We start from the raw sequence: 19,245 nt of genomic DNA on the forward strand, positions 1-19,245 counted from the left end.
TGCAGCATGACTGACAGCAGCCTGCGCCTGGTCTGGGTCTACCCGGACCTGCTCAGCACCTACGGCGACCAGGGCAACGTCCTCGTCGTCCAGCGCCGCGCCGAGCAGCGCGGCCTCCACGTCGAGCGCGTCGACGTCCGCAGCGACCAGCCCGTGCCGACCTCCGGTGACATCTACCTCATCGGCGGCGGCGAGGACCGGCCGCAGCGGCTCGCGGCGGAGCGGCTGCGCCGCGACGGCGGCCTGAGCCGGGCCGCCTCCAACGGCGCGATCATCTTCTCGGTGTGCGCCGGCTACCAGATCCTCGGCCACGAGTTCATCAACGACCTCGGCGAGCGCGAGGCGGGCCTCGGCCTCATCGACGTCATCTCCACCCGCGGCGAGGGCGCCCGGTGCGTCGGCGACGTCCTCGCCGACATCGACCCGCAGCTGGGCCTGCCCCAGCTGACCGGCTTCGAGAACCACCAGGGCATCACCCACCTCGGCCCGACGGCCCGCCCGTTCGCGCGGACCGTCTTCGGCAACGGCAACGGGACCGGCGACGGCACCGAGGGCGCGTACAACGACACCGTCTTCGGCACGTACATGCACGGTCCCGTGATGGCCCGCAACCCGCAGATCGCGGACCTGCTGCTGAAGCTCGCGCTCGACGTCAACGCGCTGCCGCCGACGGACGACCGCTGGTACGAGGCGCTGCGCGCCGAACGCATCGCGGCGGCCACCCAGCCCGCCTAGGGCACGCGGGAGCCGCGTCGGTACGGGAAGGGCACGCGGGAGGCCGCGTCGGTACGGGAAGGGCGCGCGGGAGACCGCGCGCCCTTCCCGTACCCCGTCCCGTACGAAAGTACGGTGTCCACTGTGCGGACATCCGGTTCGGCCCCGCCGCCCCCGCGGCGATAGGGTGGCGGTGATCCAGCCGGACGACGTGGTCCGGGAGTCGGCCCACGTTGCAAAGGTTTTTGGGCTATGCGCATTGGTGTGCTCACCTCCGGCGGAGACTGCCCCGGTCTGAATGCCGTCATCCGATCCGTCGTGCACCGCGCCGTGGTCGACCACGGCGACGAGGTCATCGGATTCCACGACGGGTGGAAGGGCCTCCTGGAGGCGGACTACCGCAAGCTGGACCTCGACGCGGTCAACGGCATCCTCGCCCGCGGCGGCACCATCCTCGGCTCCTCCCGCGTCCAGCCCGCGCACCTGGTGGGCGGCGTGGAGCGGGCCAGGGGCCACGTCGCCGACCTCGGTCTGGACGCGATCATCCCGATCGGCGGCGAGGGCACCCTCAAGGCGGCGAACCTGCTCTCGCAGGGCGGCCTGCCGATCGTCGGCGTCCCGAAGACCATCGACAACGACATCTCCTCCACCGATGTCACCTTCGGCTTCGACACGGCCGTCACCGTGGCGACCGAGGCCCTGGACCGTCTGAAGACCACCGCCGAGTCCCACCAGCGGGTCCTGGTCGTGGAGGTCATGGGCCGTCACACCGGCTGGATAGCGCTGCACTCCGGCATGGCCGCCGGGGCGCACGCCATCGTCGTCCCCGAGCGCCCCTTCGACATGGACGAGCTCACCGCCCGGGTCGGGGAGCGCTTCGAGGCGGGCAAGCGGTTCGCGATCGTGGTCGTGGCCGAGGGCGCGAAGCCGCGCGAGGGCACCATGGAGTTCCGCTCGGGCGGCAAGGACGAGTACGGCCACGAGCGCTTCACGGGGGTCGCCAACCAGCTGTCGGTCGAGCTGGAGCGGCGTCTCGGCAAGGAGGCCCGCCCGGTCATCCTCGGCCACGTCCAGCGGGGCGGCACGCCGACCGCGTACGACCGCGTCCTCGCCACCCGCTTCGGCTGGCACGCGGTGGAGGCGGCGCACCGCGGCGAGTTCGGCATGCTGACGGCGCTGCGCGGCACGGAGATCACCATGGTGCCGCTGGCCCGGGCGGTCGAGTCCCTGAAGACGGTCCCGGCGGACCGCTACGCCGAGGCGGAGTGCGTGCTCTGAGGCCCGGCGCGGGCCGCCGCGCGGGCATCGGCCGCCCCCGGTCGCGGACGCGACCGGGGGCGGTTCTACTCTGGTGCGGACAACAAGCGCGAATCGGGCTCCAGGAGTAATCGATGGATCACAGCGGGCACGGCATGACCACGGATCTGCCGCCGTTCACGCTGGGGCGGGGCCTGGAGTTCTCTCCCGACCTCTTCTTCCTGATCGGCTGCCTGACGGCGCTCGGTCTGTACGGGTGGGGGGTGGCCCGCCTGCGGCGGCGCGGGGACGCGTGGCCGGTCGCCCGGACGGTGCTGTTCACCGCCGGTGTGCTGACCATCGCCCTCGTCATGTGCACCCGGCTCAACGACTACGGCATGGTCATGTTCAGCGTGCACATGGTGCAGCACATGGTGATCTCCATGCTGTCGCCGATCCTGCTGCTGCTCGGCGCGCCGGTGACCCTCGCGCTGCGGGCGCTGCCGGTGGCGGGGCGCGGCTCGACCGGCCCCCGAGAGCTGCTCCTGAAGCTGCTGCACAGCCGGTACATGCGGGTGATCACCCACCCGGCGTTCACGATCTCCATGTTCATCGCCAGCCTCTACGGCCTGTACTTCACGCCGCTGTTCGACTTCCTCATGGGGTCGAAGGCCGGGCACGTGGGCATGATGGTGCACTTCCTGATGGTGGGCCTGGTGTTCTTCTGGCCGATCATGGGCGTGGACCCGGGTCCGCACCGCCCCGGCTACGTGATGCGGATGCTGGAGCTGTTCGCCGGGATGCCGTTCCACGCCTTCTTCGGCATCGCCATGATGATGGCGTCCGAGCCGATGGTGAAGGCGTACGCGAACCCGCCGGCCTCCCTGGGCATCGACGCGCTCTCCGACCAGAACGCGGCGGGCGGCATCGCCTGGGCGTTCAGCGAGATCCCCTCCGTGCTGGTGCTGATCGCGCTGGTCTACCAGTGGTACCACTCCGAGCAGCGCCACGCCGTCCGCAAGGACCGGGCCGCCGACCGGGACGGCGACAAGGAGCTGGAGGCGTACAACGCCTACCTGGCCTCTTTGCGGGCGCGCAGCGGCAGCTAGCCGGGGGCGGGCGCGTCCGGATCCGGCGCGGGGGGCGCGCGGGGGTGGCGCCGGGGGCGCTCGCGGGGTCACGATGGCTTCGAGGAGGGCGGAGCGATGATGTCCGGTCCCACGAAGACGATGACGGCACTCACCTGCGCGGCGCTGGTCCTGACGACGGCGTACACGGTGGGCCTCGGCAGCAACGGCTGGCTCTGGTTCGGCTGGATCGTGCTGATGGTGGCGACCATCGGGATGGCGGCGGCGGACAGCACCACGCCTGCGCCGCGCCCCCGCCGTCCCGGCCCCTCGCGGCCGTAGGCCCCGGGGGCGCAGGAGCCCCCGCCGGTCACATGTGCCGGTTCGCGTAGTACTGCTCGACCAGCCGCAGGTGTGCCATGTCGTCGTCGTGCTGCCCGCGCTCGAAGTCGGGTGAGCCGCGGACCCATTCCTTCGTGCAGGAGACGCGCACGGTCCGGTTCTCGTCGTCCACCCGCTCGACGAGCCCGGCGGGGAGCAGCACCTTGTGGCCGAGGATCCACGGCCCGGTGTCGACGACGAGGTAGGCGCGGCCGACGTCCTCGGTGTGCCGGTCGACCTTGCCGATGGAGCCGTCCGTCGCCTCGACCGCGTACCCGATGAGCTCGGTCCCGGGCACGTGCCCGGAGGTGCCGGAGTAGCCCCACATGTCGCTGCCCATGGCGCGCCGCCTCTCTCCTCCGGAACTGTGTGGTCCCGGGTCCGGGCGTCTACCCGGCGGGGCGCGGGCTACCCGCGCGGGGCGAGCACGATCCAGGTCCGGCCGGGGGCGAGGGTGAGCGGCGCGCCGTCGGGTGTGGTGAAGGCGGTGCCGGCCCCGGCGGCGGGCCTGTTCCAGCGGGCCTCGTGGGCGCGGCCGTCGCGCAGGACGACCGCCGTGCCGCTGCCGACGGTCTCGGTGTACGGGGACACGGCGCCGGAGCGGTCGCGGAAGTCGGAGGGCCGGACGGTGACCCGCTGGACCACGACCGTGGTGGCGGTCACGGGGCCGGTGTCGGTGGTACGGGCGGGCCGGCCGTCCATGGCGACGCGCCAGGCGCGGTCGGCCTCGGACCAGGTGAAGGTGTAGAGGGCGGCCGGGTAGCGGACGGTCGTGGACGCGGTCGGGGTGCCGCCGCCGGGGGCGGGCCCGAAGCGGAGTCCGATGTCGGGCACGTGCGGGGCGTCGGGGACGGTGGTGAGGGCGCGCTCGGGCCGCAGGTAGAGGTTGTGCGGGGCGGGCCGGTCGGGGGAACGGCGGAAGGCCTGGGGGGCGGTGTCCTCCGTGAGGGCGTACAGGGGTGCGGCGCGGAGCAGCGGGTGGAGGGCGCTCTGGGCGCCGGAGTAGGCGAGCAGCGGCCGGCCGAAGGGGCGCAGGAGCGCGATGTCGGACTCGCGGGCGCTGCGGACCGGGCCGGCCAGTTCGGGGAGGCGCGAGGAGTAGACGGCGAGGAGGCGGGTGGCTCCGCCCTCGACCTGTTCGACGTAGACGAGGTCGGCCGCGCCGAGGCCGGTATGGGGGCGGGCCGCCGCCACGTTGTCGATCTTGACGGCGAGCGCGGGGGCCGGCCGGGCGGGCAGGCCGGTGAGCGGCGAGCGGCCGTCCGGGGCGGCCGGCGCGGACGTGGGGGGCATGGGCGACGGAGTCGGGGTACCCGTACCGGAGCAGCCGTACAGCCCGGCCGCCGTCGCCGCGCACAGCAGCGCGGTGAGGAGTCGGCCGGGGCGTCTCGCTGCGCGTTCGGCGGTCATGGTGACGCTCCCCCACCAGTGGACCACGGACGCGCGGGCGGTTACAACGGCCTTGACGGACGACGAACGGGGGTTGCCGGTGTTCTACCAGCTGTTGAAGTACGTGCTCCTCGGCCCGCTGCTCAAGCTGCTGTTCCGCCCGAGGACCGAGGGCCTGGAGCACGTCCCGGAGGAGGGCGCGGCGATCGTCGCGGGCAATCACCTGTCGTTCTCCGACCACTTCCTGATGCCGGCCGTCCTGGACCGGCGCATCACCTTCCTGGCGAAACGGGAGTACTTCACGGGGCCGGGGCTCAAGGGCCGCCTGACGGCCGCGTTCTTCCGGGCGGCCGGGCAGATCCCGGTGGACCGGTCGGGCAAGGAGGCGGGCCGGGCGGCGATCCGGGAGGGGCTCGGTGTCCTGGAGCGCGGTGAGCTGCTCGGGATCTACCCGGAGGGCACCCGCTCGCACGACGGGCGGCTCTACAAGGGCAAGGTCGGCGTGGCGGTGATGGCCCTGACCGCCGGGGTGCCGGTGGTGCCGTGCGCGATGGTGGGCACCTTCGAGATCCAGCCGCCCGGCCGGGTGGTGCCGAAGATCCGCCGGGTCACGATCCGCTTCGGCGCGCCCCTGGACTTCTCCCGGTACGCGGGGTCGGCGGACGAGAAGGCGGTGATCCGGGCGGTCACGGACGAGATCATGGAGGCGATCCGGCGCCTCTCGGGGCAGGAGTACGTCGACGAGTACGCGGCGGTGGTGAAGCGGGCGGCCGACGGCTAGGCGGCCGGACGACCGGCGCCTCAGGGCCGTGCGGCAGCGTCTCAGGCGTGCTGCATCCACGTGTGCCGGCAGAACTCCCGCTCGCACCGGGCGTCGACACCGCCGTCGTCGTCAGGGGGCGCGAGGTACTGGCTGCACGTGCAGACGTAGCAGAACAGAGGGCCGCCGGGATCGTAGTCCGCGTCGCGCAGACGGGCCTCCGCGGCCTCGCGTACCGCACGCCTGTGCCGCTCCAGCTCGGCGAAGTCGGACTCGTTCCGCCGGAACGCCTCGCGTTGCGCCTCGCTGAGGAGCGGCGGGACATCCGGGCCGGGCGTGTGCGTCACCCCGCCGGCCGTGTGGGGCGGGGAGAACTGGGCGTTGTGCTCGGCCGCGGCCCGGTCGGCGGCCTCCTGGGTGGGGAAGAGCATGATGACGACGAGGTCTTCCTCCGGGCAGTACACGTCCCACATGGTCATCGGAAAACACCTCCGCGCCCAGCGGTGCCGAGTTGCCGGGCCGAACGGAAAGAAGCGGGCGGCGGAAGGTGCCCGTACCGATGGGTGCGCCGCGAGAGCGGGAGAGGTCACCCGGGCATCGGCCGTGAGCCTCGGCTGAGCGCAACTCCATTGTCCGGCCGGTGACACGGGCCTGCCACCGGAGAAGTCCTCGGCCCCCTGCCACCGCGGTTCTCCCGGGCCGCCGGTGCCTTCGTGCCCGAATCCGGTTGCCGCCGCGTTCGCCGACTGGCCATCCTGCTGGGATGCGCTGCTCCGTGAACCTTCCGAATTTCGGTGACTTCGCCGATCCTCGCAACGTCGCCGCCGTCGCGTCCGCCGCCGAAGAGGCCGGCTGGGACGCGCTGTTCGTGTGGGACCACGTCCTGCACCGCCGGCATCAGGGGCGTCCCTTCGGGGATCCCTGGATGCTGCTGACCGCCGCCGCACTGGCGACCTCCCGGATCGGGCTGGGCACCCTGCTGACCCCGGTCCCCCGGTACCGGCCGCAGCAGCTGGCCCGCCAGGTCGCCACCCTGGACCGGCTCAGCGGCGGGCGGGTGATCTTCGCGGCCGGGCTGGGCGGCCCGGTCGACGACGAGTACCGCAGCTTCGGCGACACCGCCGAACCGCGCGTGCTGGCCGAACGGCTGGACGAGGGACTGGAGCTGCTGGCTCGCTTCTGGTCCGGCGGTCCGGTGGACCACCACGGTCGTCACTACGAGGTCCGCGACGTGACACTGCTGCCGGCCACCGTGCGCCGGCCCCGTCCACCCGTGTGGATCGGCGGCTTCTGGCCGCACCGCGCGCCCATGCGCCGGGCCGCTCGGTGGGACGGCGCCGTGCCCCTGTTCGAGAAGGCCCGGCACGGCGAGGTGCCGGACGTGACGGAGGTACGCGACCTGATCGGCTACGTGCGCCGCCACCGTACCGCCGGGGCGGAGCGCCCCTTCGAGTTCGTCCTCGGCGGTGCCACGCCCCTGGATCCGGCCAGGGCCCGGGACATGATCGGACCGCTGTACGACGCGGGCGCCACGTGGTGGGACGAGCGCCAGCTCCAGAGCAGCCCCGACCTGGACCGCCTCGCGCCGGTGCTGCGCCGGGTCGAGGCGGGACCGCCGGTGCTCTGACCCCCACTTCCAGGGTTTTCCGGGCCGTCGGGTCACGCGGGGGCGAGGAGCCGGAGGGCCTCGTCCAGGGTGCGGCGGAGGGTGAGGGCGTCGGGTGCGACGGCGGTGACCAGGGCGGCGGGGCCGGCGAGCGGGGTGATCACGGCGGTCTCCCCCAGCGGTCGGGGCTCGGCGGGCGTCCGCGTGAAGTCCGGGTCGACGACGAGGAGCTGGCCGGTGGCCCGGTGGCCGGCGAGGACGGCGCCTCCGTCCCAGCCGTCCGGGGCGCCCGGTCCGTGGGCGAGTTCCTGGTCGAGCAGCGGGCGGCCGGCGCGGCGGACGGTGAGGCGGCTGACGAGGGTGCCGGGCGGTTCGCCGTGGCGGCCGAGGACCTGTTCCTCGCGCAGCACGAGCCGGGCCGTGGCGTCGAGCTCGACGGTGGTGCGGGTCCGCAGGTCGGAGCCGTGGACGGAGACGAGCTGCTCGGGCAGCCAGTGCAGGACCGCGTCCGCGCCGACGCTCATCCGCAGCTCGTACGTGGCGGGGTGCGGGTCCCGGCCGGGGAGGGCGAGGGTGGCGGCGGCCGCGTCGACCAGGAGCCGTGCCCCGTCCCGTACCTCGGTCTCGACGGCGAGCCGGTCGCCGCCCAGCGGCGCGCTCATGGCGCCGACCACGGTGACGCGGGCGGTGTCGCCGAGCGCGCGGGTGCGGCGCAGGGCGAGGGGGCCCGCGCTCTCCAGGACGGGCAGGGCTCCCCCGGCTTCGGCGGCGATCCGGGCGGTGGCGCGCAGGCTCATGCGGTCCAGGCGGCGAGCCGCCCGCGCACCCAGTCGGTGACGGGCGCGACGCCGTTCTCGGCGCGCAGGGAGGTGAAGGCGACGGGGAGGTCGCCGCGCTGCTCCCCGGCGTCGCGGGCCATCCGGTCCAGGTCGGATCCGACGTACGGGGCGAGGTCGGTCTTGTTGACCACCAGGAGGTCGGCGGTGGTGACGCCGGGTCCGCCCTTGCGGGGGATGTCGTCTCCGCCTGCCACGTCGATGACGAAGATCTGGGCGTCGACCAGGCCCTTGGAGAAGGTGGCGGTGAGGTTGTCGCCGCCGGATTCGACGAGGATGAGGTCGAGCGGGCCGACGGCGTCCTCCAGTTCCTCGACGGCTTCGAGGTTGGCGGAGATGTCGTCGCGGATGGCGGTGTGGGGGCAGGCGCCGGTCTCCACGGCGCGGATGCGCTCGGGCGGCAGGACCGCGTTGCGGAGGAGGAACTCGGCGTCCTCGCGGGTGTAGATGTCGTTGGTGACGACGGCGAGCGAGAGGCTGTCGCGCAGGGCGCGGCAGAGGGCGGCGACGGTGGCGGTCTTGCCGGAACCGACGGGTCCGCCGAGGCCGATGCGCAGGGCACGTCGGGTGCCGTCGGGGCGGTGGGCGTCGGCGGAGACGGCGCCGTGGTGGCCGTGGCCGTGGTCGAGGTGCATGGACAGCTCCTTGCGCTGCTGCGGTACGGGTGTGGTGAGGCGGTTTCAGGAGGCGAAGAGGCGGACGGGCCAGGTCGCGTGCTGTTCGGCGGTGATGTCGAGGAGCGGCGCGGAGGCGGCCGGCAGGGCGTCGGGGTCGCCTTCGCGGGCGGCGGTGGTGGCACGCTCGGCGACCCGGTCCATGTCGGGGGCGAGCCGGGCGAGGACGGCGGTGGCCTGGTAGGGATCGAGCCCGAGGAGGCGGACGGCGGCGGTGGCGGGGCCGCCGACCGTCTCGTACGCGGCGCAGTGGGCGGCGTCCTCGGGGCCGAGTCCGGCGGCGCGGGCGGTGACGCCGAGGACGACGGGCTGGTGGGCGCCGCGTGGGAAGGCGGCGGCGAGAGCGTCGAGTTCGGGGTGCGGCCAGGCGGCGCGGGCGGCGCGCATCAGCTGGCGGCCGAGTTTGCGGGCGGTGGCCCGCAGCGCGGGCGAGGGGGTGCGGGCGTCGGCGGCCGCGTCCAGGGCGTACGGGTCGAGGCCGAGGGCCCCGGCGGCGGCCAGGCCCGCGGAGGTGAGGCCGGTGGTGTGCAGGCGGCCCCGGCAGAAGGCCTCCAGGCCGGCCGCGTCGCGGATGCGGCCGGCCTTGACGGCGGCCTCGGCGCCTCCGGAGTGGGCGTGCCCGCCGGCCGGGAAGCGGCCGTCGGCGAGCACGAGGAGAGCGGATCGGGTCGGTGTCATCAGAAGAGGAAGTAGCGCTGGGCCATGGGGAGTTCCTCGGCGGGGGCGGGCTCGACCGGTTCTCCGTCGATGGTGACGGTGAAGGTGTCGGCGTCGACCTCGACCCGGGGCAGGGCGTCGTTCTCGCGCATGTCCGCCTTGGTGACGCGGCGGGTGGAGCCGATGGCGGCGAACTCCTTGTGGACGCCGAGCCGTTCGGGCAGGCCGTCGGCGAGGGCGGCCGGGGCGGTGAAGTTGACCGAGCCCGCGGCGGCGGCCCTGCCGAGCGCGCCGAACATGGGGCGGGGCAGGACGGGCTGGGGCGTGGGGATGGAGGCGTTGGCGTCGCCCATCTGCGCGTACGCGATCTGCCCGCCCTTGAGGACGAGGAGCGGCTTCACCCCGAAGAAGGCGGGCTCCCAGAGCACCAGGTCGGCCAGTTTGCCCGGTTCGACGGAGCCGACGAGGTGGTCCATGCCCTGGGCGACGGCCGGGTTGATCGTGTACTTGGCGACGTACCGGCGGGCCCGGTGGTTGTCGGCGTGCCCGTCGCCGGGGAGGGCGCCGCGCCGCTTCTTCATCACGTGGGCGGTCTGCCAGGTCCGCAGGATCACCTCGCCGACGCGTCCCATGGCCTGCGAGTCCGAGGAGATGATGGAGATGGCGCCGAGGTCGTGCAGCACGTCCTCGGCGGCGATGGTGGAGGGCCGGATGCGGGACTCGGCGAAGGCGAGGTCCTCGGGGACGGCCGGGTTGAGGTGGTGGCAGACCATCAGCATGTCGAGGTGTTCCTCGATGGTGTTGACGGTGTGCGGCCGGGTGGGGTTGGTCGAGCTGGGCAGGACGTACGGCTCGGAGACGACGGTGATGATGTCGGGGGCGTGACCACCGCCGGCGCCCTCGGTGTGGTACGCGTGGATGGTACGGCCCGCGATGGCGGCGAGGGTGTCACCGACGAAGCCGGCCTCGTTGAGGGTGTCGGTGTGGATGGCCAGCTGGGCGCCGGTCTCCTCGCAGACGCCGAGGCAGGCGTCGATGACGGCGGGAGTGGCCCCCCAGTCCTCGTGGATCTTGAACCCCAGGGCGCCGCCGCGCAGCTGGGAGTGCAGGGCCGGGCGGGACATGGTGTTGCCCTTGCCGAGCAGGCCGATGTTGACCGGGAAGGTGTCCAGGGCCTCGAACATGCGGGCCATGTGCCAGGGGCCGGGGGTGACGGTGGTGGCCTTGCTGCCCTCGGCGGGGCCGGTGCCGCCGCCGACGAGGGTGGTGACGCCGGTGGCGAGGGCCTGTTCCACGACGGTCGGCGAGATGAAGTGGATGTGGGTGTCGACGGCGCCGGCGGTGACGATACGGCCGTTGCCGACGACGATCTCGGTCTCGGGGCCGATGACGAGGCCGGGGTGGACGCCGTCCATGGTGTCGGGGTTGCCCGCCTTGCCGATGCCGGTGATCCGGCCGTCGCGGATGCCGATGTCGGCCTTGACGACGCCCCAGTGGTCGATGATCACGGCACCGGTGATGACGGTGTCGGGGGCGCCCTCGGCGCGGGTGGTGCAGGCCTGCCCCATGGACTCGCGGATCACCTTGCCGCCGCCGAAGACGGCCTCCTCGCCGGCCCGCCCGGGGCCGCCCGAGCGGTCCTCCTCGATCTCCACGAGCAGGTCGGTGTCGGCCAGCCGGATGCGGTCGCCGGTGGTGGGTCCGAACAGGTCGGCGTAGACGGCGCGGTGCAGTTCAGGCACGGTCGGCTCCCTGGGGGTCGGCGCTTCCGGCGGCGGTGCCCTCCGGAACCGGGGCGGTGGCCGCGGCCGTCGCGTCGTACGGGTCCGGGCCGAGGGCGCCGGCGACGGCGCCGCGCAGGCCGGGGACGATCCGGCGGCCCGCGATCGGGACCAGTTCGACCTCGACGGGGATGCCGGGCTCGAAGCGCACGGCGGTGCCGGCGGCGATGTGGAGCCGCCGGCCGTGGGCGGCGGCACGGTCGAAGTCGAGGCCGGGGTTGACCTCGGCGAAGTGGTAGTGGGAGCCGACCTGGACGGGCCGGTCGGCGGCGTTGAGGACGGTGAGGCGCGTGACGGGGCGTCCCTCGTTGAGAGGAACGGGACCGTCGGCGTACAGGATCTCTCCGGGGATCATCGGCGGCGCGTCCCGTTCAGACGATGGGGTCGTGGACGGTGACGAGCTTGGTGCCGTCCGGGAAGGTGGCCTCGACCTGGACGTCGTGGATCATCTCCGGGACGCCCTCCATGACCTCGTCGCGGGTGAGCACCTTGCGGCCGGACGCCATGAGTTCGGCGACGGTCCGGCCGTCGCGGGCGCCCTCCAGGACGTGCGCGGTGATGAGCGCGACGCACTCGGGGTGATTGAGCCGCAGGCCCCGGGCCCGGCGCTTCTCCGCCACATCGGCGGCGACATGGATGAGCAGGCGTTCCTGCTCGTGCGGGCTCAGCTGCACTCTTCCACCTCACAGTCGTCCACCGGGCGGGTACCCGGACCGCTGCGGACCCTACGACGCTCAACACTCTGTTGAGCTGCGTGGATGCGCCGCACGGCGAGACATTGCACGTTAGGGCGGAAGTTTTTCCGGCTCGTTAACTACGGCTTTGCGTTTCCATGATCATCCGAGCGGGTCCCGCGTCAGGGAGCGCCCGGGTCGCGGTGGTGGGCGGCGATGCCGAAACGGCGCTGTTCGCCCGGGGCGGAGTCCTGCGGGGTGAGGCGCGAGACGGTGCTGGTGATCCGCTCCTCCGCCCCCTCGGGAGCCGCCTCCGGTCCGGCCAGGCCTTCCAGCTCCTCCAGGTCCGCGGCGGAGACCAGGGCGACGAGCGGCTTCCCGTGGCGCGTGACGACGACGCGCTCCCCGCCGTAGACGACGCGGTTGATCAGGTCGGCGAGTTCGGCTCGCGCTTGCGTCACCGGGATCTCGTAGGTCATGCTCCTCATCTTACGGTCTGTACGTCCTGTACATTTTTTACATGGAGGTGCTCAGTCATGGACGCACGTCACGTCCTTCCCGAGTTCACGGAGCGGACCGGCCTCGGGAGCCGCACCCTGGATCCGTACTCCAAGCTCCTCGACGCCCGGATCGTCTTCCTCGGCACAGCCGTGGACGAGACGGCGGCGGGGGACGTCATCGCGCAACTCCTCCTCCTCGACCACCAGGCACCGGGTCGGGACATCGCGCTGTACATCAACAGCCCCGGCGGCGACCTCGGCGCCATGACCGCGATCCACGACACCATGGGGTCGCTGGCCAGCGACGTGGAGACGACCTGCCTGGGGCAGGCCACGGCCGCCGCGGCGGTGCTCCTCGCGGCCGGCGCGCCCGGGAAGCGGATGATGCTGCCCGGCGCCCGCGTCACCCTCCAGCAGCCGTCCCTCGACGAGCCGTTGCGGGGGCAGCTCGGTGATCTCGACATCCACGCCCGCGAACTCCTGCGGCTGCGGGCCCTGATGGCCGGTCTGCTCGCCGGGCACACCGGGCAGCCCCGTGAGCGGATCGACGCCGACCTCGACCGGCCCACGGTCCTCGACGCGCCGGCGGCGCTGGCCTACGGACTGGTGGACCACGTCCTGACGACCCGGCCGGGCTCCGCCGGCGGGTCCGGCAGGTGAGGCGGCCGTGGTCCCCGAGCTGCCACCGCTGCCCGCGCTGACCCGCGCGGAAGGCGAGTTCATCGACGCGTACCTCGAAGTCGTGGACCTCCTCGGGCGGATCAACCCGTCCCGGGGGACGCACACCTACAGCGCCCTGCGCGCGGCGCAGGCCCTGGTGGACCGGGCGCGGGCGCTTCGCGAGGCCCTGACGCTCATGCACATCCGGGGCGAGAGCGAGGTGCACGCGGGCACCCTCTCGGAGGCTCTGCGCGTGCTCGACGGAGAGCGCCGGGCGGACCGCGTCACGCTGCCCCGGCGACCCGTCAGTTGACATTCCCGCGTGTCGTGTCGAGCCCCGGACGGCCCACGCGAACTGCGGAAATGCTCCCTCGTTCGGCGTAGTCGACGTATCGACTCGGAGAGAGGGTGACTTGCACAACAGGTGTACGCATCTGGCGGAATGGGGCGTTCCACCCCTGGTGCGGGGCCCGTTGGCCAAACCTACGACGATCACGAAACCCGCTTGTCCACCCGTATGGATCAGTCGTGAGGAGCCTCACAAATCGCCGTTTCCGCTCGGTTTTCGGCCCTGTCGTGGGTCAAGATCCCTGACGACGACAAGCCCCCGCCACCGCGGCGGGGCGGTCCGGGCGGACGCCGAGTCCTGCCGCTGTCCCGGACGCCTGGTCGACAGGAGTGGATCGGCAGGAGTGGAGGACCCGAGCAGTACGGGACGTGCGCGCCGCATACCGCGATGCGACCGGCCCTCGGGGTGAAGCCGCAGCCGCGGCCGGGCATCTTCGCCTGCCCGAACCCGACAGGTCATCCTTCACAGGCGGCTGACGAAGGGTTGCGCATGACTGCGCAGATGCATGTCCCGTCCCTGCTGTCCCGGGCCGGAGCCGTCTCGGCTCTCACCCTCGCCGCCGTCGGCGGCACGCTCGTCGCACCGGGTGCGGCGCCGGAGGCCGAGGCGGCCACGGCCCACGCGAGCAAGGCACTGAGCGTCGCGGTGGCCAAGAGGGGGGCGCCCTACAAGTACGGGGCCGTCGGACCGAGCCGGTTCGACTGCTCAGGACTGACGCTCTACGCCTACAAGCAGGCGGGCAAGACGCTGCCCCGCACCGCGCAGCAGCAGTACAACAAGACCCGGCACATCTCCGCCTCCAGCCGGCAGAAGGGGGACCTGGTCTTCTTCCACTCGGGTGGAAGGGTCTACCACGTGGGCATCTACGCCGGGAGCGGCAAGATCTGGCACTCCCCCAAGACGGGCTCCTGGGTGAAGCTCGACAAGATCTGGACCTCGAAGGTCCTCTACGGCCGGGTCCGCTGACCCGGCTCCACCTCCGGCCGCCGTCCCGCCCGGGCGGCCCGGCCCCGCCCGGGGCGTACGCAAGCCGGCGTCCCGGGCCGGCGCCGGCCCCGCGAGGCGGTCGGGCGGGCCCCGGCCGGAAGCCCGCGGCCTGCGGGCGACGCCGAGGACGTGTGACCGCCGGTCGGCGGGGGTCAGCGATGGCCCCGGGCGCGGCTCGGACGGCTCCGAAGTGCGAGCGCCGATCGCACGGGCCCGAAGCGCCGGCGTGGATCGGACGGGTCCTCAAGGGTCGGCGAGCCGGCTCCTGAGGCCGGCTCGGGTGCCGGACGGGCTTCCCCGGCCGGGCACGGCCCCGGCCACGCCCGCGAATCACCGCGCCGGCCGGTGGGCCCGGAGGGCAAGCGCCGGGCACGGGGCCGTCCCCGCGCCCCGGCCGTCAGGCCGGTACCGGGGCCGCCGTCCACGGCATGGTGATCGCAACCGTCTTGCCGCCGTCGGCGGTCGGAGTCACGGAGAGGCGGCCGCCGGCCTCCGCCGCGAGGACGCGGATGATGCCCATGCCCCGGCCGTTGTCCTGCTGGACGGCGGCCGGCAGGCGGCGCGGCCGGCGCGGGTGGCTGTCGGTGACGCCGACGACGAGCCGCTCCTCGCGTTCGAGGCGGAGGCCCACGGTGAAGGTCGGCGACAGCCCGAAGGTGTGCTGCACGGCGTTGGTCGCCAGTTCGGAGACGATCAGCCGGATCGCGTCCACCGCCTCCGTCGCCCCGTCCAGGCCCCACGCCGCCAGGACCTCCACGGCGTGGCGCCGGGCCCTGGGCACCGAGGCGGGTTCGCTCGGCAGCGTGACGGATGCTTCCAGGTGATCGGTCATGGCGACGCTGTCCCTTTCCCGCCGGGGCGGCCGGCCGCCCCGGATCGCGCTTCCGCGCCAGAGTGCCACCGATCGCACCGCCCCGGGCGGCGTTCTCCCGGGAGAGGGACCCATCTGTCGCTCGAAGCGGTGAACTGCCATGTCCTGCCGTAACCCCGGCCCCCTCGCGGGGGCCGAACGGCTCAGGCCCCTTCCGGGGCCGTCCGCAGAACGGTGCCGACCGCGCGCTCGACGTCGGCGGCGGACAGGTCGGCGCGGGCGGTGAGCCGCAGCCGCGAGATGCCGTCCGGAACGGACGGCGGCCGGAAGCAGCCCACCCCCAGGCCGAGTTCACGGCAGTCGGCGGCCCAGCGCAGCGCCGCCTCCGGGGAGGGCGCGCGGACGGAGACCACCGCCGCGTCCGGCCGGGCGGCGGTCAGCCCCGCCCCGGTGAGCCGGCGGTGCAGGGTGGCGGCGACGGTACGGGCCTGTTCCGCGAGCCGGGGGGTGGCCTCGATCAGCCGGAGCGCCGCGAGCGCTCCCGCCGTGGCGGCCGGCGCGAGCCCGGTGTCGAAGATGAAGGTGCGGGCCGCGTTCACCAGGTGCTCGATCACCCGCGCGGGGCCGAGGACGGCACCGCCCTGGCTGCCGAGGGACTTGGAGAGGGTGAGGGTGGCCACCACGTCCGCGTCCCCGGCGAGTCCCGCCTCGTGGAGCGCGCCCCGGCCGCCTTCGCCGAGCACGCCGAAGCCGTGGGCGTCGTCCACGACGAGTCCGGCGCCGTGGGCCCGGCAGGCCTCCGCGAGCGCGGTGAGCGGGGCCTTGTCGCCGTCGACGGAGAAGACGGAGTCGCTCACGACGAGGGCCCGCCGCCCGGCATGCGCCTCCAGGGTCTTGCGTACGGCCTCGGGATCGGCGTGCGGGACCACGGCCGTCTCCGCGCGGGCGAGCCTGCAGCCGTCCACGATCGAGGCGTGGTTGGCGGCGTCGGAGACGACGAGCGAGTCCCGGCCGCCGAGCGCGGTGAGCGCGGCCAGGTTGGCGGTGTAGCCGGAGGAGAAGACGAGGGCAGCCTCGAAGCCGCAGAAGGCCGCGAGTTCGCGCTCCAGGCGGGTGTGGAGGGCGGTGGTGCCGGTGACGAGCCGGGAGCCGGTGGAGCCGGCGCCCCAGCGGCGGGCCGCGTCGGCGGCCGCCGCGGTGACCTCCGGGTGACGGGTCAGCCCGAGGTAGTCGTTGCCCGCCAGGTCGAGGAGGTCGGTCACCGCCTCGCGGGGCCGCAGCGTACGGACGAGTCCCGCCTGCGCGCGGCGTCGCGCCTCGGCCTCGGTCCAGTCGAACGCGGTACGGCGCGGGCCCGCGGCCCGCGTCTCGTCGGCCTGTGGCATGCGACGTTCCTTTTGTAGGCAGCGGACAGACCATAGCCGCAGGACGGCGGGGCCGGGATGTGGTCATACACACACCTCGAACGGCGTCGTTTGTTCGGATCCTCCTTGGCCGCGGGGTGCGCCGTAGGCGAGGATCAGCGGTTATGGACCTGCTGAACACGCTGGTGGAGAAGGGGCTGCGGCGCGAGCTGCCGACCCGTGAAGAAGCGCTCGCCGTCCTGGCGACCTCCGACGACGAACTGCTCGATGTGGTGGCCGCGGCCGGCAAGGTGCGCCGCCAGTGGTTCGGGCGGCGGGTGAAGCTCAACTACCTGGTCAACCTGAAGTCGGGCCTCTGCCCCGAGGACTGCTCGTACTGTTCGCAGCGGCTGGGCTCCAAGGCCGAGATCCTCAAGTACACCTGGCTGAAGCCCGACGAGGCGTCCCAGGCGGCCGCGGCCGGTGTGGCGGGCGGCGCCAAGCGGGTCTGCCTGGTGGCGAGCGGGCGCGGGCCGACGGACCGTGACGTCGAGCGGGTCGGGAGGACCATCGAGGCGATCAAGGAGCAGAACGAGGGCGTCGAGGTCTGCGCCTGTCTCGGCCTGCTCTCCGACGGCCAGGCGGAGCGGCTGCGGGAGGCCGGCGCCGACGCGTACAACCACAACCTGAACACCTCCGAGGGCACCTACGGGGAGATCACCACCACCCACACCTACGCGGACCGGGTGGACACCGTGCAGAAGGCGCACGCCGCCGGCCTCTCGGCCTGCTCGGGCCTGATCGCGGGCATGGGCGAGACGGACGAGGACCTGGTCGACGTGGTGTACGCGCTGCGCGAGCTGGGCTCGGACTCGGTCCCGGTCAACTTCCTCATCCCCTTCGAGGGCACGCCGCTGGCCAAGGAGTGGAACCTCACCCCGCAGCGCTGCCTGCGGATCCTCGCGATGGTGCGGTTCGTCTGCCCGGACGTCGAGGTCCGCATCGCGGGCGGCCGCGAGGTGCACCTGCGCTCGATGCAGCCGCTGGCCCTGAACATCGCGAACTCGATCTTCCTCGGTGACTACCTGACGAGCGAGGGCCAGGCCGGCAAGGCCGACCTGGAGATGATCGCCGACGCCGGTTTCGTCGTGGAGGGCACGGACACGCCGACCCTGCCGCGGCACCGTGCGGACGCCGTCGAGGCGGCCGCCGCGGCTCCGGCCGGGTGCGGTTCGCACGCCGCGGCCGCCTGCGGCTCGCACGCCGGGGAGGGCGGCGGCTGCGGCCCCTGCGGCGGGCACACCGTCCCGGAGGCTCCGGCGGTCACGGAGGCCCGCACGGACCTCGTCGCGGTACGCCGCCGGGGCGCCGGCACGGACCTGGCCCCGAACGCCTGACGCCCACGATGCGCACCGACGAACTGATCGCCCTGGACCGGGCGCACGTCTGGCATCCGTACGGCCCCATGCCGGGCCGCACCGATCCGCTGGTCGTCGCGTCCGCGTCCGGGGTGCGCCTCACCCTCGCCGAACCGGCCGAGGGGCACACGGAGTTGATCGACGGCATGTCCTCGTGGTGGTCGGCCGTGCACGGCTACAACCACCCGGTGCTGAACGAGGCGGCGCGCGGGCAGCTGGACCGCATGAGCCACGTCATGTTCGGCGGGCTCACTCACGAACCGGCCGTCCGGCTCGCCGCCCGGCTCGTGGAGATCAGCCCGGAGCCGCTGCGGCACGTCTTCCTCAGCGACTCGGGCTCGGTCGCCGTCGAGGTCGCGGCCAAGATGTGCCTCCAGTACTGGCGCTCGCTCGGGCGCCCCGGCAAGCAGCGGCTGCTCACCTGGCGGGGCGGCTACCACGGGGACACCTGGCAGCCGATGTCGGTGTGCGACCCGCGCGGCGGCATGCACGAGCTGTGGACCGGCGTCCTCCAGCGGCAGGTCTTCGTGGACGCGCCGCCGGCCGCGTACGAGGAGTCGTACGCCGAGCTGCTGCGGACGGAGATCGCCCGGCACGCGGACGAGCTGGCCGCCGTGATCGTGGAGCCGGTCGTGCAGGGCGCGGGCGGGATGCGTTTTCACGACCCGGGTTACCTGCGGGTGCTGCGCGAGGCCTGCGACGAGCACGGCGTGTTGCTGGTCTTCGACGAGATCGCGACCGGCTTCGGCCGGACGGGCACGCTGTTCGCGGCGGACCAGGCGGGTGTCTCCCCCGATGTGATGTGCCTCGGCAAGGCGCTGACCGGTGGTTATCTGTCCATGGCGGCGACGCTGTGCACGAGCCGGGTGGCCGACGGGATCTCGCGCGGCGAGGTGCCGGTGCTGGCGCACGGTCCGACGTTCATGGGCAACCCGCTGGCGTCCGCGGTGGCCTGCGCCTCCATCGACCTGCTGCTCTCGCAGGACTGGACGGTCGAGGTGAAGCGGATCGAGGCCGGGCTCCGTGAGGGGCTGGCCGCCGCAGCGCAGCTGCCGGGCGTACGCGAGGTGCGGGTGCTCGGCGCGATCGGCGTCGTCCAGCTCGACCACGAGGTCGACATGGCCGCGGCGACCCGGGCGGCGGTGCGGGAGGGCGTGTGGCTGCGCCCGTTCCGCGACCTGATCTACACGATGCCGCCGTACGTGACGGACGACGAGGACCTGGCCCGGATCTGCGCGGCGGTACGGGCGGCCGCGGCCGCCGGCTGACGGCCTCCCCGCGCGGGGGGGGCCGGGCCCGGGGGGGGGGGGGGCCCCCCCCCGGGGCCCCCCCCCCCCCCCGGGGGGCGGCCCCCCCCCCCGGGCCCCCCCCCCCCGCCCCCCGGGGGCCCCCCCCCGCGCGG

Annotated in this window: 23 protein-coding genes and 1 riboswitch; of the genes, 11 read left to right on the forward strand and 12 right to left on the reverse strand. The window is 73.7% G+C overall.

Annotated features, from left to right (window positions below):
• The first annotated feature begins 6 nt into the window (after positions 1-6).
• The 4 genes from ACFY60_RS16120 to ACFY60_RS16135 all read left to right on the forward strand — a co-directional run bounded on the left by ACFY60_RS16120 (position 7) and on the right by ACFY60_RS16135 (position 3,359).
• Positions 7-735 (forward strand): glutamine amidotransferase, encoded by a 729-nt coding sequence (locus ACFY60_RS16120; RefSeq protein ID WP_309052398.1) that lies wholly within the window; start codon positions 7-9, stop codon positions 733-735.
• A 231-nt stretch (positions 736-966) separates the two neighbouring features.
• Positions 967-1,992, forward strand: a complete 1,026-nt coding sequence (locus ACFY60_RS16125) for a 6-phosphofructokinase (RefSeq protein ID WP_388614416.1) — start codon at positions 967-969, stop codon at positions 1,990-1,992.
• A 113-nt stretch (positions 1,993-2,105) separates the two neighbouring features.
• Entirely contained in the window at positions 2,106-3,059 is a 954-nt protein-coding gene (locus tag ACFY60_RS16130) for a cytochrome c oxidase assembly protein (protein ID WP_388614419.1), read from the forward strand.
• 99 nt (positions 3,060-3,158) lie between these two features.
• Positions 3,159-3,359, forward strand: coding sequence for a hypothetical protein (locus tag ACFY60_RS16135; RefSeq protein WP_388614729.1), 201 nt, complete (start codon positions 3,159-3,161; stop codon positions 3,357-3,359).
• A gap of 28 nt (positions 3,360-3,387) precedes the next feature.
• Here ACFY60_RS16135 and ACFY60_RS16140 read toward each other — a convergent pair whose 3' ends face one another.
• Positions 3,388-3,738, reverse strand: coding sequence for a PRC-barrel domain-containing protein (locus ACFY60_RS16140; protein WP_388614421.1), 351 nt, complete (start codon positions 3,736-3,738; stop codon positions 3,388-3,390).
• A gap of 68 nt (positions 3,739-3,806) precedes the next feature.
• Positions 3,807-4,808 (reverse strand): DUF3048 domain-containing protein, encoded by a 1,002-nt coding sequence (locus ACFY60_RS16145; RefSeq protein ID WP_388614424.1) that lies wholly within the window; start codon positions 4,806-4,808, stop codon positions 3,807-3,809.
• A 79-nt stretch (positions 4,809-4,887) separates the two neighbouring features.
• Between ACFY60_RS16145 and ACFY60_RS16150 the strand changes: the two genes are divergently transcribed.
• Complete coding sequence (locus tag ACFY60_RS16150) at positions 4,888-5,568, forward strand: lysophospholipid acyltransferase family protein (protein ID WP_388614731.1); 681 nt, start codon at positions 4,888-4,890, stop codon at positions 5,566-5,568.
• Between the two features lie 41 nt (positions 5,569-5,609).
• Here ACFY60_RS16150 and ACFY60_RS16155 read toward each other — a convergent pair whose 3' ends face one another.
• Positions 5,610-6,026 (reverse strand): hypothetical protein, encoded by a 417-nt coding sequence (locus ACFY60_RS16155; RefSeq protein ID WP_388614427.1) that lies wholly within the window; start codon positions 6,024-6,026, stop codon positions 5,610-5,612.
• A gap of 284 nt (positions 6,027-6,310) precedes the next feature.
• Between ACFY60_RS16155 and ACFY60_RS16160 the strand changes: the two genes are divergently transcribed.
• Complete coding sequence (locus tag ACFY60_RS16160) at positions 6,311-7,174, forward strand: LLM class flavin-dependent oxidoreductase (protein WP_388614429.1); 864 nt, start codon at positions 6,311-6,313, stop codon at positions 7,172-7,174.
• Positions 7,175-7,206: 32 nt separating this feature from the next.
• Here ACFY60_RS16160 and ACFY60_RS16165 read toward each other — a convergent pair whose 3' ends face one another.
• From ACFY60_RS16165 to ACFY60_RS16195, 7 genes are all read right to left on the reverse strand, one after another.
• Positions 7,207-7,950 carry an urease accessory protein UreD gene (locus ACFY60_RS16165; RefSeq protein ID WP_388614431.1) on the reverse strand — a complete coding sequence of 248 codons (744 nt, stop codon included), beginning with the start codon at positions 7,948-7,950 and terminating at the stop codon, positions 7,207-7,209.
• Positions 7,947-8,624 (reverse strand): urease accessory protein UreG, encoded by a 678-nt coding sequence (gene ureG / locus ACFY60_RS16170; protein ID WP_388614434.1) that lies wholly within the window; start codon positions 8,622-8,624, stop codon positions 7,947-7,949. Before ureG ends, ACFY60_RS16165 begins: the two co-directional genes overlap by 4 nt.
• Positions 8,625-8,669: 45 nt before the next feature.
• Positions 8,670-9,341: an urease accessory protein UreF gene (locus ACFY60_RS16175; protein WP_388614436.1), complete on the reverse strand. Its 672-nt coding sequence runs from the start codon at positions 9,339-9,341 to the stop codon at positions 8,670-8,672.
• Complete coding sequence (locus ACFY60_RS16180) at positions 9,341-11,062, reverse strand: urease subunit alpha (protein ID WP_388614439.1); 1,722 nt, start codon at positions 11,060-11,062, stop codon at positions 9,341-9,343. Before ACFY60_RS16180 ends, ACFY60_RS16175 begins: the two co-directional genes overlap by 1 nt.
• Positions 11,055-11,456: an urease subunit beta gene (locus ACFY60_RS16185; protein WP_388614441.1), complete on the reverse strand. Its 402-nt coding sequence runs from the start codon at positions 11,454-11,456 to the stop codon at positions 11,055-11,057. Before ACFY60_RS16185 ends, ACFY60_RS16180 begins: the two co-directional genes overlap by 8 nt.
• A gap of 16 nt (positions 11,457-11,472) precedes the next feature.
• Complete coding sequence (locus tag ACFY60_RS16190) at positions 11,473-11,775, reverse strand: urease subunit gamma (protein WP_309052149.1); 303 nt, start codon at positions 11,773-11,775, stop codon at positions 11,473-11,475.
• A 182-nt stretch (positions 11,776-11,957) separates the two neighbouring features.
• Complete coding sequence (locus tag ACFY60_RS16195) at positions 11,958-12,254, reverse strand: type II toxin-antitoxin system Phd/YefM family antitoxin (protein ID WP_388614444.1); 297 nt, start codon at positions 12,252-12,254, stop codon at positions 11,958-11,960.
• Between the two features lie 57 nt (positions 12,255-12,311).
• Here ACFY60_RS16195 and ACFY60_RS16200 point away from each other — a divergent pair, with 57 nt between their 5' ends.
• The 3 genes from ACFY60_RS16200 (at position 12,312) to ACFY60_RS16210 (ending at position 14,250) form a co-directional block, all read left to right on the forward strand.
• Positions 12,312-12,935 (forward strand): ATP-dependent Clp protease proteolytic subunit, encoded by a 624-nt coding sequence (locus ACFY60_RS16200; protein WP_388614446.1) that lies wholly within the window; start codon positions 12,312-12,314, stop codon positions 12,933-12,935.
• 7 nt (positions 12,936-12,942) lie between these two features.
• Positions 12,943-13,248 (forward strand): hypothetical protein, encoded by a 306-nt coding sequence (locus ACFY60_RS16205; protein WP_388614447.1) that lies wholly within the window; start codon positions 12,943-12,945, stop codon positions 13,246-13,248.
• Positions 13,249-13,587: 339 nt separating this feature from the next.
• Positions 13,588-13,770, forward strand: a riboswitch (cyclic di-AMP (ydaO/yuaA leader).
• A gap of 3 nt (positions 13,771-13,773) precedes the next feature.
• On the forward strand, positions 13,774-14,250 hold the full coding sequence (locus ACFY60_RS16210) for a C40 family peptidase (protein WP_388614449.1): 477 nt from the start codon (positions 13,774-13,776) through the stop codon (positions 14,248-14,250).
• Positions 14,251-14,668: 418 nt separating this feature from the next.
• On the opposite strand, the gene ACFY60_RS16215 is transcribed toward ACFY60_RS16210, so the two are convergent.
• Together ACFY60_RS16215 and ACFY60_RS16220 are read right to left on the reverse strand one after the other, a co-directional pair.
• On the reverse strand, positions 14,669-15,103 hold the full coding sequence (locus ACFY60_RS16215) for an ATP-binding protein (protein ID WP_309052144.1): 435 nt from the start codon (positions 15,101-15,103) through the stop codon (positions 14,669-14,671).
• A 182-nt stretch (positions 15,104-15,285) separates the two neighbouring features.
• Entirely contained in the window at positions 15,286-16,467 is a 1,182-nt protein-coding gene (locus tag ACFY60_RS16220) for an 8-amino-7-oxononanoate synthase (protein WP_388614451.1), read from the reverse strand.
• 143 nt (positions 16,468-16,610) lie between these two features.
• Here ACFY60_RS16220 and bioB point away from each other — a divergent pair, with 143 nt between their 5' ends.
• Positions 16,611-17,822, forward strand: a complete 1,212-nt coding sequence (gene bioB / locus ACFY60_RS16225) for a biotin synthase BioB (RefSeq protein WP_388614453.1) — start codon at positions 16,611-16,613, stop codon at positions 17,820-17,822.
• 8 nt (positions 17,823-17,830) lie between these two features.
• On the forward strand, positions 17,831-19,111 hold the full coding sequence (locus ACFY60_RS16230; protein WP_388614455.1) for an adenosylmethionine--8-amino-7-oxononanoate transaminase: 1,281 nt from the start codon (positions 17,831-17,833) through the stop codon (positions 19,109-19,111).
• Positions 19,112-19,245: the final 134 nt, after the last annotated feature.

Origin of the sequence: Streptomyces sp. NPDC012827, assembly GCF_042900905.1 — a bacterium.
Classification (GTDB): Bacteria; Actinomycetota; Actinomycetes; order Streptomycetales; family Streptomycetaceae; genus Streptomyces; species Streptomyces gulbargensis.

Bases quoted from the DNA above. Each gene is read 5' to 3' on its own strand.
- ACFY60_RS16185 (WP_388614441.1), bottom strand. From the start codon at position 11,456: ATGATCCCCGGAGAGATCCTGTACGCCGACGGTCCCGTTCCTCTCAAC.
- ACFY60_RS16195 (WP_388614444.1), bottom strand. From the start codon at position 12,254: ATGACCTACGAGATCCCGGTGACGCAAGCGCGAGCCGAACTCGCCGAC.
- ACFY60_RS16125 (WP_388614416.1), top strand. From the start codon at position 967: ATGCGCATTGGTGTGCTCACCTCCGGCGGAGACTGCCCCGGTCTGAAT.
- ACFY60_RS16210 (WP_388614449.1), top strand. From the start codon at position 13,774: ATGACTGCGCAGATGCATGTCCCGTCCCTGCTGTCCCGGGCCGGAGCC.
- ACFY60_RS16230 (WP_388614455.1), top strand. From the start codon at position 17,831: ATGCGCACCGACGAACTGATCGCCCTGGACCGGGCGCACGTCTGGCAT.
- ureG (WP_388614434.1), bottom strand. From the start codon at position 8,624: ATGCACCTCGACCACGGCCACGGCCACCACGGCGCCGTCTCCGCCGAC.
- ACFY60_RS16120 (WP_309052398.1), top strand. From the start codon at position 7: ATGACTGACAGCAGCCTGCGCCTGGTCTGGGTCTACCCGGACCTGCTC.
- ACFY60_RS16140 (WP_388614421.1), bottom strand. From the start codon at position 3,738: ATGGGCAGCGACATGTGGGGCTACTCCGGCACCTCCGGGCACGTGCCC.
- ACFY60_RS16200 (WP_388614446.1), top strand. From the start codon at position 12,312: ATGGACGCACGTCACGTCCTTCCCGAGTTCACGGAGCGGACCGGCCTC.
- ACFY60_RS16155 (WP_388614427.1), bottom strand. From the start codon at position 6,026: ATGACCATGTGGGACGTGTACTGCCCGGAGGAAGACCTCGTCGTCATC.
- ACFY60_RS16135 (WP_388614729.1), top strand. From the start codon at position 3,159: ATGTCCGGTCCCACGAAGACGATGACGGCACTCACCTGCGCGGCGCTG.
- ACFY60_RS16175 (WP_388614436.1), bottom strand. From the start codon at position 9,341: ATGACACCGACCCGATCCGCTCTCCTCGTGCTCGCCGACGGCCGCTTC.
- ACFY60_RS16145 (WP_388614424.1), bottom strand. From the start codon at position 4,808: ATGACCGCCGAACGCGCAGCGAGACGCCCCGGCCGACTCCTCACCGCG.
- ACFY60_RS16130 (WP_388614419.1), top strand. From the start codon at position 2,106: ATGGATCACAGCGGGCACGGCATGACCACGGATCTGCCGCCGTTCACG.
- ACFY60_RS16160 (WP_388614429.1), top strand. From the start codon at position 6,311: ATGCGCTGCTCCGTGAACCTTCCGAATTTCGGTGACTTCGCCGATCCT.
- ACFY60_RS16165 (WP_388614431.1), bottom strand. From the start codon at position 7,950: ATGAGCCTGCGCGCCACCGCCCGGATCGCCGCCGAAGCCGGGGGAGCC.
- ACFY60_RS16220 (WP_388614451.1), bottom strand. From the start codon at position 16,467: ATGCCACAGGCCGACGAGACGCGGGCCGCGGGCCCGCGCCGTACCGCG.
- ACFY60_RS16215 (WP_309052144.1), bottom strand. From the start codon at position 15,103: ATGACCGATCACCTGGAAGCATCCGTCACGCTGCCGAGCGAACCCGCC.
- bioB (WP_388614453.1), top strand. From the start codon at position 16,611: ATGGACCTGCTGAACACGCTGGTGGAGAAGGGGCTGCGGCGCGAGCTG.